The organism is Dactylosporangium vinaceum (genome assembly GCF_019904175.1).
GTDB classification, from domain to species: Bacteria; Actinomycetota; Actinomycetes; order Mycobacteriales; family Micromonosporaceae; genus Dactylosporangium; species Dactylosporangium vinaceum.
This window is the reverse complement of record NZ_CP061913.1, coordinates 3,181,516-3,198,898: the sequence shown is the minus strand read 5'-3', so window position 1 is coordinate 3,198,898 and position 17,383 is coordinate 3,181,516. Positions and strand designations below refer to the sequence as shown.

Here is a 17,383-nt window from a genome sequence, read left to right as displayed (position 1 = left end):
GCGGAATGGGTCCGTCGTTGGACCGATCCCGCGCCGGGTGACCGGTCAGGCACGATAGGGATCGATGAGGGTGATTCGGCGGGTGCGGGCCGCGCTGGACCGGTCGCGGGCCCCGGCCGGCGACGGCGGCCCGGCCCATGCGCCGATCGTGCGGACCATACCGGCGCAGGCAACCAAGGTGGTGCGGCGGTGGCCGTCGCAGTAGTCGTCGTCGACGACCATCGGCTGCTCGCCGGGCCGCTTGTCACAGTGCTCACCCCGCTGCTGGCCGAGCACGGGTTCGCGGTGCGCCCCCTCGCCACGACGGTCACCGACGCCATCGCCTCCGGGCCGCCCGGCATCGCGATCTGCGACGTGATCCTGGCGACCGGGGCGTCCGGCGCCGACGCGGTCCGGGCCCTCGTCGCGACCGGCTGGCGGGTGCTGCTCATGTCCGGCTACGCCCCCGAGGAGCAGGCCCTCGACGCCATCGCGGCCGGCGCCGCCGCGTACGTCGAGAAGTCCGAGGAGACGGCCGCGCTCGTCGCCGCCGTCCGCGCGGTCGCCGCCGAGGGCCGCCACCTGTCCGCCGCGCTGGCCGCGATGTTCCACGCCGACCTGCGCCGCCGCCCACTGCCGCCGGGCATCGAGCTGTCGAGCGGCGACCAGCGGGTCCTGCGCGCGTTCGTCCAGGGTGAGCCGCCCGAGCGGGCCGCCGCGAGCTGCGGCCTCACCCGGGCCCAGGTCCGCGGCGCGGTGGAGCGGGTCTTCGCCGCCGCCGTCGCCCGCCGCCAGCAGCACCAGCTCACCCCGCGCGAGCTGGAGGTGGTGCGGCTGGTGGGCTGCGAGCACCTGTCGACGGCCGACGTGGCCCGGCGCCTGTTCGTCTCGACCGACACCGCGAACACGCACCTGCGCTCGATCCGCCGCAAGTATCAGCTCGTGCACCCGCAGGCCGCACCGAACCTGCCCCAGCGCACCGCCGCGCAGCTGTGGGCGCGCGAGCTCAACCTCTGTTGAGCCCATTCACCAGGACTGGTGAGTGCATGCCCGGCGGTCCGGCCGGGAGGATGGAAGGCGCCGTGCGGTGGTCACGCGGGGGGTGTGACCACCGCCCCGCCGTCTGGCTCCGGCTCCCGGATTCCGCGTCCGGCCGTGTCACCTCGACGCCTCCCAGGGCGACCCTCGAGGTGACACGGCCGGCGCGCCCCCGCCCCCTCGGCGTGCCCCAGTGCGGCACAGGCGGGAGAGGTGCAACGCACATTATTGCGGTATTTCCACCAACTCGGTGGCCGGATGTCCGGCCCGTTCCTGCACCCGCAGGATCGTCTCCCGGTCCGGGCCGTGCACCACGCGGAACATCAGCCCGGAGGCGCGGTCGAGCCACCCCCGTCCGAGCCGGACCCCCTCCGGCTCGGCGCAGGCCCGATCGACCGCGAGCGCCGCGGTCAGCTCCTGCGGGCTGACGTCCGCATACCCCCCGTGCACGTCCAGGAAGGTCGCCATGGTCAGGAACCCTCCTGCACCTGGTAGATCTCGTCGGCGACGAGACCGTGGGCGTCGCGGTGCACTGACGCGGCCGCCTCGGCGGAGGGGGCCTCGGCCAGGCAGAAGATCTTGCCGCGGGCCTCATCGACCCAGTACCGCAGGTAGCTGACGTCGTACCGGCTCTGCGTCTGCAGGTCGGCGAGGTGCGCCTTGACGACGTCGTCGACGGACACGCCGCCCTCGATGCTGTGGATGTCCATGTACAGCGGCATTCCGGGGCCTCCTCGATCAGTTCGGTGTGAGACGACCGTACGGATGCGCGGGGTACCGGCGGATCGGCAGCGCCTCCCCATGTTTCCCGGGCACCTACCCGGTTTTGCGCACCGCCTCCCCCCGGGTGGTGACGCTGAGCTTCGTCAGGATCGCGGAGACGTGATGGTCGACGGTCTTCACCGAGAGCACCAGGCGATCCGCGATCGCCGCGTTGGTCAGGCCCTCGGCGATCAGGTCGAGCACCTGCTGCTCCCGGCGGGTCAGACCGTGCTGGTTGGCCCGGGTCGCGGTGCGCGGCCCGGCCGGGATCGAGCGGGCGCCCAGGTCGCGCAGCCGCTGCCGGGCGACCCGGATCGTGGCGGTGGCGCCGAGGTCGGTGAGGGTGGCCAGGGCCCGGCGGACGTCGTCCTCGGCGTCGGAGGCGAGCAGGGCCAGGGCAGCGTCGTACGGGCAGCCGAGCGCGTCCCACGCCTTGGCCGCGCCCGGGCAATCGCCGGCGACCTCGAGCGCGAACGGCTCGGCCAGCTCGCCGCGGGCCGGGCGGTCCGAGCCGGTCCGGCCCAGCCAGGTCGCGACCCAGCCGCGCAACCAGCCGTCGGCCCGGTGACAGGCGTCGTCGGCCCGCTCGGCCTCGGCCCGCGCCTCGGCGAGCCGGCCCTCCAGCCAGAACGCCTCCGCCCGGCCGAGGCGCGCCTTGATGATCCACTGGGGTTCGCGGTTGCCGTCCGCGGACTCGGCGGCCTCGTCGAGGGCCTCCCACACGCCGGGCTCGGCTCTGCGGGCCCGGATCACGGCGTAGCAGTACAGCGGATAGATCCGGTTGATCGGCGACGCCTCCTCGACCCGGGTCAGGATGAGCCGGCAGATCGCCAGGGCCTCGTCCCAGCGGCCCATCCGGCCCAGCGCCGACGCGCGCTCGCCGCGCAGGCAGGTGCCGTACGTGTCGACGTCGTGCTCGTCGCAGTAGGCGATCGCCTCGTGGTAGACGGGCTCGGCCTCGGCATAGCGGCGGGCCCGGCACAGCAGGCCGTAGAGGTTGACGTACGCCCGGCCGGCCTTCTCGTCGTGCCGGTGCTCGATCGCCACGTCAAGCGCGCGGCGCATCAGCGGGAGCCACTCCTCGCCCCGCATGAGCCGGGCCGCGGACTCGGTGTTGAGGGTGTCGCTGACCATGTCGAACCGGCGCAGCGGCTCCGCGATCACGCGCGCCCGGACGGCCAGGTCGATCGCCGCGGCGTTGTCGTCGGCGAGCATGCGCTGCTTGGCCAGGTCGCCGTAGGCGCGGGCGAGCTCGGCGGAGGGCCCCAGCGGCTCCAGCACGGCGATCGCGGCCTCGGCGTCGGCCTGCGCCTCCGCGCCGCGGCACAGGCTGACCATCGCGGCCGCGCGCATCCGCAGTGCGTTGCCCTCGCGCCGTCCGTTGCCCGCCGCCCGCCACAGCACCCGGGCCCGCTCGGCCGCTTCGGCGACGCCGGGCCAGCTGTCGATCATCGAGAGCTCGAAGGCGAGCGCGTCGAGCAGCGCCGGGTCGCCGCCGTCGGCGCGCACGGCCCGCTGATACTGCGCGGCCGCCTCCCGGTGCGAGCGCAGGGCGGCCGCGGCCCGGGCCGCCCGCACCGCGTGGTGCAGCGCCCTCGCCGCGTCACCGGCCGCCTCGGCGTGGTGGGCCATGCCGGCGTCGTCGTCGGTGAGCCGCTCGAGGATCGCCGCGTGGATCGCCGGCCGCCGGTGGGCCGGGATCACCTCGGCGATGGCCAGCCGGGCCAGCTCGTGCCGGAAGTGCAGTCCTGACGCGTCGCTGGTGAGCAGCCCCGACGCGATAAGCGCGTCGAGGGTGGCCGGCTCCGCGGCGAGCAGCCGCGGATCGACGCGGGTGCCGATCAGCGCCGCCGTGTCCAGCACCGCGCGGTCGGCCGGTGCGAGGCGGGCGGCCCGGGCCAGGACGGCGTCGCGCGCGGAGGCGCTGTCGCGGTCCTGCAGCAGCTCGGTCACGAAGTACGGGTTGCCGCCGGTGAGCCGGTAGAGCTCGGCCGGGTCGGCGGCGTGGCCCTCGGCGAGGGCGCGCACGGCGTCCGGCGACAGCGGGGCCAGGGCGATGCGGCGGGTGCCGCGATGGGTGCCGAGATCCCCGAGCGCCACACGCAACGGATCACCGGGCGCGAGGCCGTCGTTGCGATAGGTGAGGATGGCGACGGTACCGCGGAGCCGCCGGGAAAGATATCGGACGAGGTCGATGGTTGCCTCGTCCGCCCAGTGCAGGTCCTCGATGACCAGGATGTCGATGTGCTTCGTGATCTGCTGCAGCGCGGCACCGAAGAGCTCGTCGCGGCCCGTGGCGGTGTCGAGGCCGATCTGCTCGGCGATGTCGAACAGCGGCCCCAGGGGACGCGGCGTGAACAGCCCGTCACACATCCCCCAGGCCACGCGGTCGCGGCCCCGGGTGAACTCCTCCACGAGTGCCGTCTTGCCGACCCCGGCCTCGCCGCTGACGAGCACGACGCCACCGTCCCCGGCCGCGTACTCGGCCAGGGCGTCCAGCGCGGCCTCCCGCTCGATCAGCGCCATGGCGTCAGGCGGAGCGCGGGCCGTACCGCTGCTCGGCGCGCGCCTTGGCCCGGGCCGCCTCGATCTTCCGGTCGCGCGGGGGCGTGCGGGTCACGAGGTTCTCCAGCAGCGTCCGGGTCGCCTCGGTGACGGCCGCGACGGCGGCGTCGAACGCCTCCTGGTTGACCGCGGCGGGCCGGGTCATGCCGGCGACCTTGCGCACGTACTGCAGCGCGGCCGCCTCGATCTCGTCCTCGGTGGCGGGCGGCTCGAAGTTGTTCAGCACCCGGATGTTCCTGCACATGCACTCCACCATGCCAGGCCGCCGGAAAAATGTCGCACCCTCTCGCTAGGGTGCCGGACAACTGACAGACGACGGAACGGAGCAACCCGCATGGCGTGGCTGGCGGCCGGGGGCGGCTATGAGGTGACTCTGGATGCGGGGCGCATTGCGTGCCGTAACCAGAAGGGCAAGACGCTCAGATCGCTGCCCCCCGCGTTGCGGGACGATCCGGTCGTCGTCGGGCTGCGCCAGCTGACCGAGTGGCTCGGCCGGCACGAGGCCGAGGTGCGCGAGCAGGTCGACCTGTGGATGATCCGCTCGCTGCCGGTCCCGGCCGAGCTGCTGGCCCGGGTGTGGGCCGACGAGACCTGGCGGGCCGCGCTCACCGACCTCGTCGTCGCCGTCCTCGACGAGGACGGCTCGTTCGACCCGGACGAGGCCGGATTCCTGCGTGACGCCACCGCCGACGGCATCGGGATCGTCAACCTCGACGGTGAGACCGTGCGGCTGCCGGCCGAGCGGGTCGCGGTGCCGCACCCGACCCGCCTGCCCGACCTCGACGACCTCCGCGAGTTCGCCGCCGACCTCGGCGTGAAGCAGTCCGTCGACCAGCTCTTCCGCCAGACCTGGACCCGCCCGGCCGACCTCGAGCCGGGCGCGCGGGGCGTGCGCGACTACGCCGGCGGGCGCTTCGCCGAGCTGCGCCACCTGCTGGCCCGGGCGGGCTCACTGGGCTACCCGGTGCGCGGCGGCTACGCCGTCTGCCGCGTCTTCGAGGACGGCCGCGGCCTGGAGGCCCGCAGCTGGGTCGGGGCCGACGACCCCTACTCGGAGGCCGAGACCGGCGACCTGGTGTTCGTCCACCCCGACGGCAAGTCGATCCCGCTCGCCGAGGTGGGCCCGGTCGCCTGGTCCGAGGGCATGCGCATGGCCGCGGCGCTCTACGCCGGCCGGGTCGTCGAAGAGAGCAAGGAGGAGGGCCAGTGACGGGCAAGGTGGCCCCGCACCAGGGGCACAGCGGCACCGGGCGCAGCGAGGCGGCCCCCGACACCGAGGCTCTGCTCGACGCGGGAGCGGTCCTGCCGATCGGGACCGACGCCGCCAAGGACACGATCGACACGCTCACCACGCGGGCGTACGTCCACCCGGTCCTCGGCGAGCGCAGGGTCGTCCGGCTCGTGCCCGCAACCCTCGGCCAGGCCGAGGACCTGACGATGGAGTTCCTCGGGTTCACCGCGCCGCAGACCGTCGCCGAGGTCGGCGTCGTGCGCCAGCAGGCCCTCGGGTTCCCGGCCTGGGCCCTCGTCCACGACCCCGCCAACGGCCACCACGCCCTCGCCCTCGTGAAGGACATCGAGCGGCTGGTCCGGGTGGCGAAGTCCCGCATCGGCCCGGCCCGCGACGGCTTCAACGAGCTCGGCGAGCGCCTGGCCCGGGCCGTGCCGCACTTCCTGCCGACCTACTACGAGGAGGCGGCCCGCGCGTTCCTGGCCGCCGACAGCCAGACCTACGCGGCGAGCATGTTCGGCAAGGCCCGCGAGGCCGAGCGCACCTACGCCCTGGAGATCGACGAGGAGCGCCAGCACACCGTCTTCCTCGAGTTCGCCCTGGCCGGCGCGCTGACCGCGAAGGCCCTGGCCCAGCACGCCCGCGACCTCGCCGGGCGCTGCACCCCCGACGTCGCCTACGCCCGCTTCCGCCGCCTGTGCCTGGAGCGGACGCTCGGCGGGATGCCGCCCTACGCGCAGATGCACGTCGACCTCGGGCGGCTGGCCAAGGCGGCCAGGCTCGGCCCGGAGGAGGACGAGTCGGTCCTGCGCGAGCTGCTCGCGGCGCCCTCGCTGCTGCGGGCGCCCGGCGGGTTCTGGAAGGCCTACCGGCCGGCCCTGCTGCGCATCGCCAAGCGCGAGGCGAAGGTGCGCGGGCAGCTGCTCGGCATGTTCCCGCAGGACTGCCCGTTCGGCACGTGGCTGGAGATCCTGGAGGAGGCCGGCGCGACCGAAGCCCTCACCGCGCCCGCCGGCACCGTGGACCCGGCCGCCGAGTCACCCGACGGCCCGGCCGGCTGGCTGGCCCGGGCCGACCGCAGCCGCGGCTGGCGCAAGCAGCGCGACGCCCGGTTCCTGGCCCTGGCCGAACGGATGGCGCCCCGCCTGACCGCCGACGGCACCCCGCTGGAGCTGGCTCCCTCGCACGGCCGGATCGACCTCGACCTCTTCGACCTCATGCTGGCCCTCGGCGCGCCGCTCGCCGAGGTCCACGAGCAGGGCCGCTGCGACGTCACCTCCTGGCTCAACGAGGACGGCGACGGGCGCCGCGACCTGACCCACGCGGTCGCCCACGAGCGGCTGCGCTCACTGCTCGCCGACAGCGTCGAGGGACACCTGCGCACCTGGTACCGCTCCGGCGACGCCGTGGTCGACCAGGAGCGCGTGGCCCAGGTGGTGGCCGTGCCCGGGCTGCGCACCGCACTGCACTGGTGGCTCGACCGGCTGGCCGACCGGGTCGAGGCGCAGGGCCTCACCTCCGTCGGCACCGAGCTCGACCGGCTCAACCTGGTCGCCTGCCCCGAGGGCCTCGCCGTCAACCCGGAGGCGATCGCCCGGATCACCGCGTTCGACCTCGGCCCGGTGCTCGGCCGCACGTTGCGGGCCGGGGTCATCGACGAGCTCGGCTGGCCCGCGCTGGAGGCGGCCACCGAGACGCTGTTCGGCCGGGACCGGTCCAAGCTGAGCGACGCCCTGGTCGTCACGCCGCAGTGGCCGGCCCTGGTGCTGCGGCGCGACGACCGCGTGCTCGTCGTCGGCGACGAGGGCGTCGAGCTCGACCACACGCTGCGCGTCCCGCCCGACGAGCTGCGCTACTCCTGGAACCTCGCGACCCGCTACGCCGACGGGCAGCTGCTCGTCGCCTGGAACCGCAGCGGGTCGCGGGCCGGCTACTGGAGCGGCGCTCCCGACGACGTGTTCGTCAACGCCGAGGACGGGCTCGGCGACGGCGGCAACCACTCGCTCGCGCTGCCCGACGGCGGGCGCACCGCGGGCGGGCGGCCGCTGCGGGCCGGCGACCAGAAGGCCCAGGAGCTCGGGCGGGTCGCGAGCGACGGGCGCCACCACTGGCTGCTCGTCCAGGAGGCCGACTACTCGCTGCGATGGTACGAGTACGATGCCGCCACCGGCGAGCGGGGCCGCGCGTCGGTGCCCTCGTTCTTCGAGGACGGCGCGGCCGACGGGCAGTCGCTCGAGCCGTCCGGCTGCGCCCTGCGCCCCGCCTCGCCCCGGATGGCGGGCAGCCCGCTCGGGCACCGCGACGGCCTGGTCGGCTGGCGGTCCCGGCGGACCCCGAGCGACCCCGCGGGCCGGGGCGGCCAGGCCGGTGAGGGCGTCGACGGGCGGGCCTTCGCCATGCCCGACCCGGAGTCGAGCCGCAGCCACCGGCACCGCTCCCTCAGCGGCGCGATCCGCTTCCCCGGCGCCGACACGGTGCACGGCCTCTACGTCGAGCACAACTGGCGGTCGGTGACCGTCCACCTGTACACCGCCGACGGCCTCAACTTCGCCAGCGCCGACTCCGGCGGCGACAACGGGCCGTTCGCCGAGGGCACCATGGTCCTCCCGCCGGCGTCGTTCTGGCACCAGCTGCGCCCCCGCGACGAGGCCGGCTCGGCCGCGCTGCGGGCGCTCGGCGACGACGCGGCCGGGCGGCTCCTGGCCGCCGTCGCCGCGCTGGCCGGCCCGGACGCCGACCGGGCGGCGATCCCGGACGAGGCAGTGCTGGCCGCGGTCCGCCCGGCGCTGCCGGAGATCACCGACCCGGCCCTGCTGACCGGCGTCGGCGGGGTCGTGCGGCACGCGGCCCGGGCGGCGCTGCGGCTGGCCCGGCTCACCTCGGTCACGGCCGAGATGCTGGCCGCCGGGCCGGCCGCGGCCGACGCCACCGGCGAGGATGCTCACCGCGCCGGCGACAACGTGGTCAACGACGCGCTCGACGGGCTCATCCCCAGCTGCTACAACCACGGCCGGGAATGGGTGAAGCACTTCACCGACGCCGGAGCGGTGCTCACCGGCGGCGAGCCGCGCGCGCCGCTCGACACCTGGATCAGCGGCGGCGACCTGGACTGGTGGGACACGCTCGGCGTGCTGCCGGCGGTCCTGCTGCGGGCGGCGTCCCCGGCCACCAAGCCCGACTTCCGGGCCGCGCTGCTCGACGTGCTCGAGGTCCTCGCCGGCTCCGGGCTGCTCGACGGCGCCGGGCGCACCCGCCGGCTCACGCTCAAGTCCGACACCGGCGCACCGCAGCTGACGGCCGCGCAGCCGGTCGTGGCCGGCCCGGGCCGGATCGTGCTGCCGTTCCGGGTCGACAACGACGGCGACGCCTACGCCATCGAGCACGCGGCCGACGGGCGGTTCGGGCCGGTGGCCGGGCACACGGTGCAGTTCGAGCGCGAGTTCGACCACCGCGGCCTCGACAGCGCCGCCGTCGCCCGGTTCGCCGCCGCCGGCCGGGCCCACGCCGGCGCCGGCGCCCTGCTGCGGCCCGAGGTCGTGCGGGCGCTGTCGGATGCGGGCGGCATCAGCCTCGCCGAGGCGACGGTCCTGCTGTGTGCCACGACTGACGCCCGGCACGCCACGATCGGCGCGTTCGCGGACTGGGAGCCCGCCGGGCCGGCGGTCACCGACGCCGCGATCGAGACGGCGGTCGAGAGCGCCCGGCGCGGCGGTGCGCTGCATCCGAAGGGCGGGGCGCCCGCGGCGCTGCTGCCGGCCGACCCGGCGGCGCTCTGGACCGACGGGCCGGACCCGGCCCGGTTCGGCGCCTGGCGGGCCGGGCAGGTCGGTGCCCGCACACCGGTCAGCGACGAGCTGATCGTCGAATACCGCAAGGCCGCCGCGCCGGGCGAGCTCAGCGCCTCGGAGTTTCTGCACGGGCTGACCAACCCGGCCACCTGCAAGTGGCTGCACGCCGTCGACCAGGGCGTCGACGGCGAGGCGCTGCTCGTCTCGATCGCCCGCGGCGTGCCGTGGCTGGTGCGCCGGCTCCCGGCCGACGACCCGATCCGGGCCGGGCTGCCGGCCGTGCTCGACGCGGTCCGGGCCCTCATCGCCGATCCCCGGTTCAGCCTGACCGTCGCCGGCGCCGAGGAGACCGCCGTCGACAAGGCGCTGGCGGCGCTGGGCCTGGACCGCGAGTCCGGGCTGTTCAGTGTCAGCGCGCAGGGGTACTGGCGGCAGGTATCGGTCCACCCGGTGAGGATGGACGGGCCCGGCGACCGGCGGGTCGACGCGCTCATCGCCGCGCTCGGCGGCTACACGGCCCCCCTCGTGGCGCTGCGGGCGATCGTCGGCGACGACATCACCCGCTGGCTGGAGGCGCCGACCGTCGAGGCGCCCCACGACCCGTCGCGCTCGGCCCCGCAGGTCGTCGCCCAGGTGGCCGAGCGGCACGGGATCGGCGCCGACGCGGCCACGCTCTACCTGCAGCTGCTGGCCCTGCCCGACCCCACCGACCGCAACGTGGCGGCGTGGACCGGGTGGAAGCCGGCCCGGCTCAAGAAGGCCCGGGCCGAGCTGCAGGCCACCGACCTCGTCGTCGAGGCCAAGCGGCCGCGGGCCGGGCGCACGCTGTTCCTGCCCGGCGGCTGGCTGGCCTGGAAGGCGCCCGCCCTGCCCGTGGAGCGCTGGAAGCTGCCGCTGATCCTCGGCGGCGGCGAGCACGGCACCGCCCTCGGCGCGGTCGTGCCGATCGCGCCCGCCCCCGCGCTGTTCGGCCTCGCCTGGGACCGGATCGTCGCCGGCGACACCCCACGCTTCGAAGAGCTCCAGACCCGCGCGACTCAGGGAGGGCGTCGATGACCGCCACCGTGACCAACCCCCGCCAGATCGACCCGGCCGAGCACGCCCACGCGACCGAGCTCGCGTTCCTGGCCGCGTTCGACGGCGGGGCGCGGCCGCCCGGGTGGCGGCTCACCCCGCGGGCCGTCGTCACGTTCATCGTCGGCAGCGACGGCGAACTGGCCCTGCCCAAGGGCAAGCGGCCCGACGGCGTCCCGGCGAAGCTGACCATCGCCCGGAAGTTCGTCGGCGACCGCGCCCTCGTCGAGCGGTGCGTCGTCACCCTCGCCGGCGAGCGCGGGCTGCTGCTCGTCGGCGAGCCCGGCACGGCCAAGTCGATGCTCTCGGAGCTGCTGTCGGCGGCCGTCTGCGGCACCAGCGAGCTGGTCGTGCAGGGCACCGCCGGCACGACCGAGGACCAGCTGCGCTACGGCTGGAACTACGCGCTCCTGCTGGCCAACGGCCCCAGCCCCGAGGCCATCGTGCCGTCGCCGGTGCTGACCGCGATGCGGGCCGGGCAGGTCGCCCGCGTCGAGGAGATCACCCGCTGCCTGCCCGAGGTCCAGGACGCGATGGTCTCCATCCTGTCCGATCGGCGCATCGCGGTGCCGGAGCTCTCCGGCACCCCCGGCGCGACGGTCCACGCCGCGCCCGGCTTCACGCTCATCGCCACCGCCAACCTGCGCGACCGCGGCGTCTCGGAGATGTCGGCCGCCCTCAAGCGCCGGTTCAACTTCGAGACCGTCGGCCCGATCCCCGACCTGGCCCAGGAGACGGCGCTCGTCGGGCGGCAGGCCCGGGCCGCGCTCGAACGGGTCCAGACCGCGTTCGAGGTCGACGAGGCAGTCCTCGAGGCGCTCGTCACCGCGTTCCGGGATCTGCGCGGCGGGCGCTCGGTCGAGGGCTGGGAGGTCGAGCGGCCCTCGACGGTGATGAGCACGGCCGAGGCGGTCGCGGTGGCCACGTCGCTCGGGCTGGCCGCCGCCTACTTCCCCGGCGACCGCGACGTGCTCTCGCTGCTGCCGGCCCACCTGCAGGGCGTCGTGTGCAAGGACGACCCGGCCGACGGGGCGAAGCTGCTCGGCTACTGGGACGGGCCCGTCCGGCGCCGGGCCGAGGAGGGCGCCCGCCTGTGGAGCCGGCTGTGGGAACTGCGCGATGTCCTCCAGCCCTGACGCCGCCCTGGCCGCGCTGGCCGGCTCCACCGCGCCGTTCCTGATCGGGGTCAGGCACCACTCCCCCGCCCTGTCCGTCGTCATCGGCGAGCTGCTCGACCGGTTCCGGCCCGACGTGCTGCTGCTGGAGCTGCCGGCCGAGTTCGCCGCGTGGCTGCCGTGGCTGGCCGACCCCGCAACCGCCGCCCCGGTCGCACTGGCCGGGGTGCGCGGGGCCGACGACGGCCCGGCGTTCTACCCGTTCGCCGACTTCTCCCCGGAGCTGGTGGCGGTGCGGTGGGCGGCCAAGCACGGCGTCGAGGTCGTCCCCTGCGACCTGCCGCTGTCGTCGAGTTCCTGGCGGTCGTCGCCCGCCGTGGCCCCGGTTGACGGCGCCGTCGCCCGGTCGTCGTTCGGCGACGCGCTGCGCCAGGCCGCGACCGGGCGGCCGGACGAGGACATGTGGGACCGGGTCGTGGAGGCGCGGGCCCCGGGCTGCGACCCCGAGGCGGTGCGGCGGGCGGCGCTGCTTGTCGGGTGGGCGATGCGGACCGACTCGGCGACCGGGCCCGGGGTCTCCGAGCTGGACCTGCGGCGCGAGGCCTGGATGCGGCGGTGCCTGGCCGCGGCCGGCGGGCGGAAGGTCGCGGCGGTCGTCGGGTCGTTCCACGCGGCGGCGCTGCTGCGCGGTGCGCCGGCCGAGGAGTCTGCGCCGGCCGAGGAGGCCGCGCCGGACCCGGCGGGCGTGGTGACGTCGCTCGTGCCGTACAGCTTCGCGCTGCTGGATTCGCGGTCCGGCTACCCGGCCGGCATCCGGGATCCGCGGTGGCAGCAGGCCGTCGTGGGCGCCGCCGGGCGGGCCGAGGGCGTGGAGGCGGCCGCGCTGGCGTCAATTGTGGAGGTCTGCGCCCGCGTCCGGGCGGCCGGGCACCCCGCCGGGCCGGCCGAGGCGCGCGAGGTCGTCCGGCTCGCCTCCGACCTGGCCCGGCTGCGCGGGCTGCCGGCACCCGGCCGCGGCGAGATCGTCGAGGCACTCCAGAGCGTGCTCGCGCACGGCGAGGTCCTCGGGCGCGGGCGGGCCGTGGCCGCGGCGATGGAGTCGGTGCTCGTCGGCGATGTCCGCGGCGCGCTCGCACCGGGGGCGCCGCGCTCGGGGCTGCGGCCCGCGGCCGAGGCCCTGCTGGAGGAGCTGCGGCTGCCCGGGCCCGGCACCGCGGCCAGGGACGTGCGGCTCGACCCGCTGCGCTCCGAGCTCGACCGGCGCCGGGACGTGGCCCTGCGCCGGCTCGGCGTGTGCCGGATCCCCTACGCGGAGCACACCGCCGTCGAGGGCGCCGGCGGCGTCGACGCGCTCACCACCCGCTGGCGGATCGAGTGGACGCCGGGCACCGAGGCGATGCTCGACGTGGCCGGGATGCGCGGGGTCACCCTCGCCCAGGCGGCCGAGGGCGCGCTGCGGGAACGGCGCCGGCGCGAGGAGGGCGCGGAGGGCCCCACGGCGGCCCAGATTCTCGCCGGGCTGACCGCGGCGGCCGAGTGCGGGCTGCCGGAGCTGGCCGCCGAGCGCCTCGCGGAGGTCGCCGAGCTCGTCCCGGCGGGCGCCACCCTCGAGGAGCTGATGGCCGCCCTGGGCCTGCTCGACCGGCTGCGCAACGGGCACATCCCCGGGCTGCCGGCCGGCGCGGCCACCGCCCTGGCCGACCTCGAGGCGCTGGGCTCCACGCTCGAGGCGGCGGCGGTACGGCAGGTCGACGGCCTCGCCGGCTCCGACGACCTCGGCGACGTCCGTGCGCTCGTGGCGCTGGGCCGGCGCGCCGACAGCGCCGGCGTGGGCCTGCGCCTGGCCGCCGCCCTGCGCCGCCTGACCACCGACGCCACCCCGACCATGGCCGCCGCGGCCGGCGCGGTGGAGGTGCTGCTGGGCCTGGAGGAGCCGGCGGCGCTCGGCTCGCGGGTCGCGTCCTGGGTCGACTCGGCGGTCAACGACGACACCCGCCGCCGCCTGCTGGGCCACCTCCGCGGCCTCCTGGCGGCCGCGGAGCCCCTGCTGCAGTCCGGGCCGGACGCGCTCGACGCGCTGCTGGACCGGGTGTCGGCGCTGCCGGACTCCGCCTTCCTCTCACGGCTGCCCGCGCTGCGGGGCGGGTTCCAGGCGGTGAGCCCGGCCGGCCGCGAGCGCCTGCTCGCCGTGGTGCGCGACCGCCTCGGCGACGGCGCCGACTTCGACGGCAGCGAGCCCGACCCGGCGGCGCTGCTGCGCCGCCTGCTCGCCGACCGCGCGGGCCGGGCCGCCACCGAGGCGCTCGGCCTGATGCCCGCGGTCGCCCAACCGGTCCGGGAAGCCGGGCCGGAGCCACGGCCCGGGGCCGCGAAGCCGGTGACCGGGGAGTTGACGGTCGACGCGCCGGCGGCCGGGGAACTGGCGGTGCTCGATCGGTGGCGGCTGCTGCTCGGGCGGCAGGAGCAGCAGATGGGGCCGGCCGCGCGGCGGTATGCGACGGCACTCGATGAGCTCTACGGCAAGGGGCGCGGAGAAGGCGCGGCGGCCGAGGCGGCCGGGCGGGCCGGGCGGGAGGCGCCGTTCCCCAACGTGCGGGAGTGGGCCGAGGAGCTGTCCGCGCTGTTCGGGCCCGGGATTCGCGAAGAGGTCCTGGCCCGGGCGGCCGAGAGCGGGCGGCGGGACGCGGTCATGCTGCTCGAGCCGGAGGCCGTGAACCCGTCGGTCGAGCTGCTGCAGACTGTGCTGTCGCTCGCCGGGGGCATGCCGGAGAGCTCGCTGGTGCGGCTGCGGCCCCTCGTCGCGCGGATCGTCGAGGAGCTCACCCGGCGGCTGGCCACCCGGCTGCGGCCGGCGCTGGCCGGGATCAGCACACCGCGGCCGACGTACCGGCCGGGCGGACCCCTCGACCTGCCGCGGACGCTGCGGGCCAACCTGGCCACCACGCGGCGCGGCGCGGACGGGCGCGTGCAGGTCATCCCCGAGCGGCCGGTGTTCAAGACCCGGGCCCGCCGCGGCGTCGACTGGCGGCTGGTGCTCGTCGTCGACGTATCGGGGTCGATGGAGGCCTCGATCATCTGGTCGGCGCTGACGGGGGCGATCCTGGCCGGGGTGCCGGCGCTGACCACGCACTTCGTCGCGTTCTCGACCGAGGTCGTGGACCTGACCGACCGGGTCAGCGACCCGTTGAGCCTGCTGCTGGAGGTGCAGGTGGGCGGCGGCACCCACATCGCCAAGGGACTTCGGCATGCGCGGAGCCTCGTCACGGTACCGTCGCGGACCCTCGTCGCGGTCGTCAGCGACTTCGAGGAGGGCTACCCGCTCAGCGGCCTGCTCGCCGAGACCCGCGCCCTCGTGGAGTCGGGCGTGACAGTGCTCGGGTGCGCGAGCCTCGACGACGCCGGCCACCCCCGGTACTCCGTCTCGGTGGCGTCCCAGCTGGTCGCGGCCGGCATGCCGGTGGCCGCGCTGAGCCCGCTCGAACTGGCCCGGTGGGTCGCGGAGAAGGTGAGGTCATCATGAGCGACACGCTGCCGCCTATCGACGGTTCGGTCCTGGTCGCCGCGGTCGACGGGCTGCCGGCCCGGCTGCGCAAGAAGCTCGACGACGCCGCCGGGCGCTTCGCGGGGCTGGCGGTTGTGCGCGACGGTGACCGGTTCACGGTCGCGGTCGACGAGGCCACGACCGTCACGCTGCTCGCCGAGGGCGGATACGTGCGGTCCGCCGACTCGGTGACGTGCACGTGCCTGCTCGCGCCGAACTGCCTGCACCGGGCCGGCGTCCTCGCCAACGCGCCCACGTATTCGCCGGACGAGCCGGCCGCTTTCCGCGACCACGCCGAAGCCGGGCCCGGCGGTGACAACGCAGGCGGTGACGGGGCGAGCAGTGACGGCGCAAGCGGTCACGGCGTGGGCGGTGACGGCGACGACCGCGTGGGACACGGCGGCGCGGGCGAGCCGATCGGCGCCGGACCCGGCGGCGCTGGTGACGCGGCGGCAGGCGGCAGGTCGGCGGGCGACGGGCCGGCCGGTGCCAGGTCGGTGGATGGCCGGTCGGCTGTGGTGGATGGGTCGGCCGATGGCAGGTCCGCTGTGGATGGGTCGGCGGGTAGTGGGCCGGCGGGTGGCGGGTCGGCTGTTGATAGGCCGGCGGGTGGCGGGTCGGCTGTGGGTGGGGCGGCGGTGCTGGAGGAGGCGGTGCTGGAGGAGGTCGGCGCGGGCAGGGGTGGTGGGGAGCTCGGGGTGGTGCAGCGGGCTGCGGTGGAGCAGGTCTGGGCGGCGGCCGCGGCGGTGCTCGGGGGTGGGGTCAGCGGGTCGGGGACGGTGGCGCGGGCGGGGCTGCTGCGGGCGGCGCACGAGGCGCAGGCGTCGAAGGTGTATCGGGTGGCGGCGGCGGCGCGGACCGTGGCCACGCTGTTGCAGGCGGCCCGGGGGGACGATCCGCAGTATCGGCTGGCCGATCTCAGTGACGGGCTGCGGGAGCTGCTGCTCGTGACGCACACGCTGCGGACCGGCGGGAGCACCGAGCTGGGGACGGCGCGGCGGCAGTACACCGTGGCGGGCAGCCTGCGGCTCTACGGGCTGTGCACGACAGCGGTGCTGGCCGAGACCGGGCACGCGGGGGTCGTGACGTATGCGGTCGATCGGCGCGGCACGATCTGGATGGTCGCCGACGTCATGCCGGGTGACGCCCGGCGGGCGGCGCGGGGCGGGGACGCGACAGTGGCCATGGGCGAGACGGCGCTCACGCACCGGAAACTGACCCGGGCCGGGCTTGTCGTGTCCGGGGCCACGGCGGCCGGCACGCGGCAGCTCGGGGCCGGCAAGGGCGTGCGCGCGGTCACCGCCTCCGGCGCGGGCTGGGACGCCGAGCCGCTCGCCCAGCTGTGGGACGAGCCGGTCGGCGAGCAGGTGCACCGGGCGTTCGCCGCGCTGGCGGTGCCGGTGCCCGCGCGGACCGCCGGGGCTGATCTGCTGTTCCTGCGGGTGACGATCAGGGGTACCGACGGCGATGCGGTGTTCGCCGAGCACGCCGACGGGACCGCGCTCACGCTGCGGGTCGCCGCCGACAACGCCGCGCTCGGCTACCGGGAGAACCTGCGAATCCTCGGACGGGCCGAGGGTCTGGCGATGCTCATGGTCGCGCGGCCCGACCCCGGGCGGCCGGGCACGGTGCTGCCGTTGTCGGTGGCGCCGGTCGACACGGCGGCCTGGCGGGTCGACGGGCACGTGGACCTGGCCTTCGACCGGCTGCACTCCAGTCAGTTCCCGGCGGGGACGTTGCGGGACGAGGTCGAGTCGCGGGCCGACCCGGTGGCCGGGGACATCGGGGACGAGGGGTGGCGGCCGGCGGTACACGATGCGGCCCTGCAGTTGCTGGCGGCGCAGGTCGAGCGGGCGGTCGCCGGTGGCCGGGTGATGCTGACGTTCCCGGCCGGGCGGTCCGCCTCACCGGCCTCCCGGCTGCGCAAGGCCCGGCTGGAGGCGGGCGCGGCGCTCCTGGACCACCTGATCCAGGCCGCGAACGACAGGCCGCGCAACGCCTTCGGCCGCCTCGCCGACGACGACGGGACCGCGTTCGCCCGGGCCTGGCTGGCCGCGGCGACGTACACCGACGCCGCCGGCCGGGCCCTCGCCGAGGCGTCCTGGCTGCCGACGCCCGTGGCCTGACGCCCCCCGCGCAGGGATAGCCGACGGCGGGGACGACAGACGGCCGCGAGGACGACAGCGGGCGAGACGACAGACGGCCGCGGAGACAGAGGGCCGGGGTGGTTGCCCCGGCCCTCTGGTCACGCACCGTTCAGGCGATCCGCCTGCCGCGCCGTGCGGCGCTC

11 protein-coding genes are annotated in these 17,383 nt (G+C 76.3%); 7 read left to right on the top strand and 4 right to left on the bottom strand.

All coding sequences use genetic code 11. The annotated features are described in order from the left end of the window. Positions 1-64: 64 nt before the first annotated feature. Positions 65-205 (top strand): hypothetical protein, encoded by a 141-nt coding sequence (locus Dvina_RS14100; protein ID WP_223102928.1) that lies wholly within the window; start codon positions 65-67, stop codon positions 203-205. Then, a complete protein-coding gene (locus tag Dvina_RS14095) occupies positions 190-999 on the top strand; it encodes a helix-turn-helix transcriptional regulator (RefSeq protein WP_223102927.1) in 810 nt (269 codons plus the stop codon). Before Dvina_RS14100 ends, Dvina_RS14095 begins: the two co-directional genes overlap by 16 nt. A gap of 243 nt (positions 1,000-1,242) precedes the next feature. Here Dvina_RS14095 and Dvina_RS14090 read toward each other — a convergent pair whose 3' ends face one another. The 4 genes from Dvina_RS14090 to Dvina_RS14075 form a co-directional block, all read right to left on the bottom strand. After that, entirely contained in the window at positions 1,243-1,485 is a 243-nt protein-coding gene (locus Dvina_RS14090) for a nickel-binding protein (RefSeq protein WP_223102926.1), read from the bottom strand. Between the two features lie 2 nt (positions 1,486-1,487). Next, the gene (locus Dvina_RS14085; protein ID WP_223102925.1) at positions 1,488-1,739 is read right to left on the bottom strand and encodes a DUF4242 domain-containing protein; all 252 of its coding nucleotides are present in this window, start codon (positions 1,737-1,739) and stop codon (positions 1,488-1,490) included. A gap of 94 nt (positions 1,740-1,833) precedes the next feature. Beyond that, entirely contained in the window at positions 1,834-4,305 is a 2,472-nt protein-coding gene (locus Dvina_RS14080) for a LuxR C-terminal-related transcriptional regulator (RefSeq protein WP_223102924.1), read from the bottom strand. Positions 4,306-4,309: 4 nt separating this feature from the next. Beyond that, on the bottom strand, positions 4,310-4,588 hold the full coding sequence (locus tag Dvina_RS14075; RefSeq protein ID WP_223102923.1) for a DUF2277 domain-containing protein: 279 nt from the start codon (positions 4,586-4,588) through the stop codon (positions 4,310-4,312). 90 nt (positions 4,589-4,678) lie between these two features. Between Dvina_RS14075 and Dvina_RS14070 the strand changes: the two genes are divergently transcribed. The 5 genes from Dvina_RS14070 to Dvina_RS14050 are packed head-to-tail and all read left to right on the top strand — an operon-like array spanning position 4,679 to position 17,219. Then, the gene (locus Dvina_RS14070; protein ID WP_223102922.1) at positions 4,679-5,554 is read left to right on the top strand and encodes a DUF4132 domain-containing protein; all 876 of its coding nucleotides are present in this window, start codon (positions 4,679-4,681) and stop codon (positions 5,552-5,554) included. Continuing rightward, complete coding sequence (locus tag Dvina_RS14065) at positions 5,551-10,419, top strand: hypothetical protein (protein WP_223102921.1); 4,869 nt, start codon at positions 5,551-5,553, stop codon at positions 10,417-10,419. The genes Dvina_RS14070 and Dvina_RS14065 overlap by 4 nt, the downstream gene beginning before the upstream one ends. Next, complete coding sequence (locus tag Dvina_RS14060; RefSeq protein ID WP_223102920.1) at positions 10,416-11,573, top strand: ATP-binding protein; 1,158 nt, start codon at positions 10,416-10,418, stop codon at positions 11,571-11,573. Before Dvina_RS14065 ends, Dvina_RS14060 begins: the two co-directional genes overlap by 4 nt. Further along, the gene (locus Dvina_RS14055; protein WP_223102919.1) at positions 11,557-15,072 is read left to right on the top strand and encodes a DUF5682 family protein; all 3,516 of its coding nucleotides are present in this window, start codon (positions 11,557-11,559) and stop codon (positions 15,070-15,072) included. Before Dvina_RS14060 ends, Dvina_RS14055 begins: the two co-directional genes overlap by 17 nt. After that, entirely contained in the window at positions 15,069-17,219 is a 2,151-nt protein-coding gene (locus tag Dvina_RS14050; RefSeq protein ID WP_223102918.1) for a hypothetical protein, read from the top strand. The genes Dvina_RS14055 and Dvina_RS14050 overlap by 4 nt, the downstream gene beginning before the upstream one ends. Positions 17,220-17,383 lie beyond the last annotated feature (164 nt).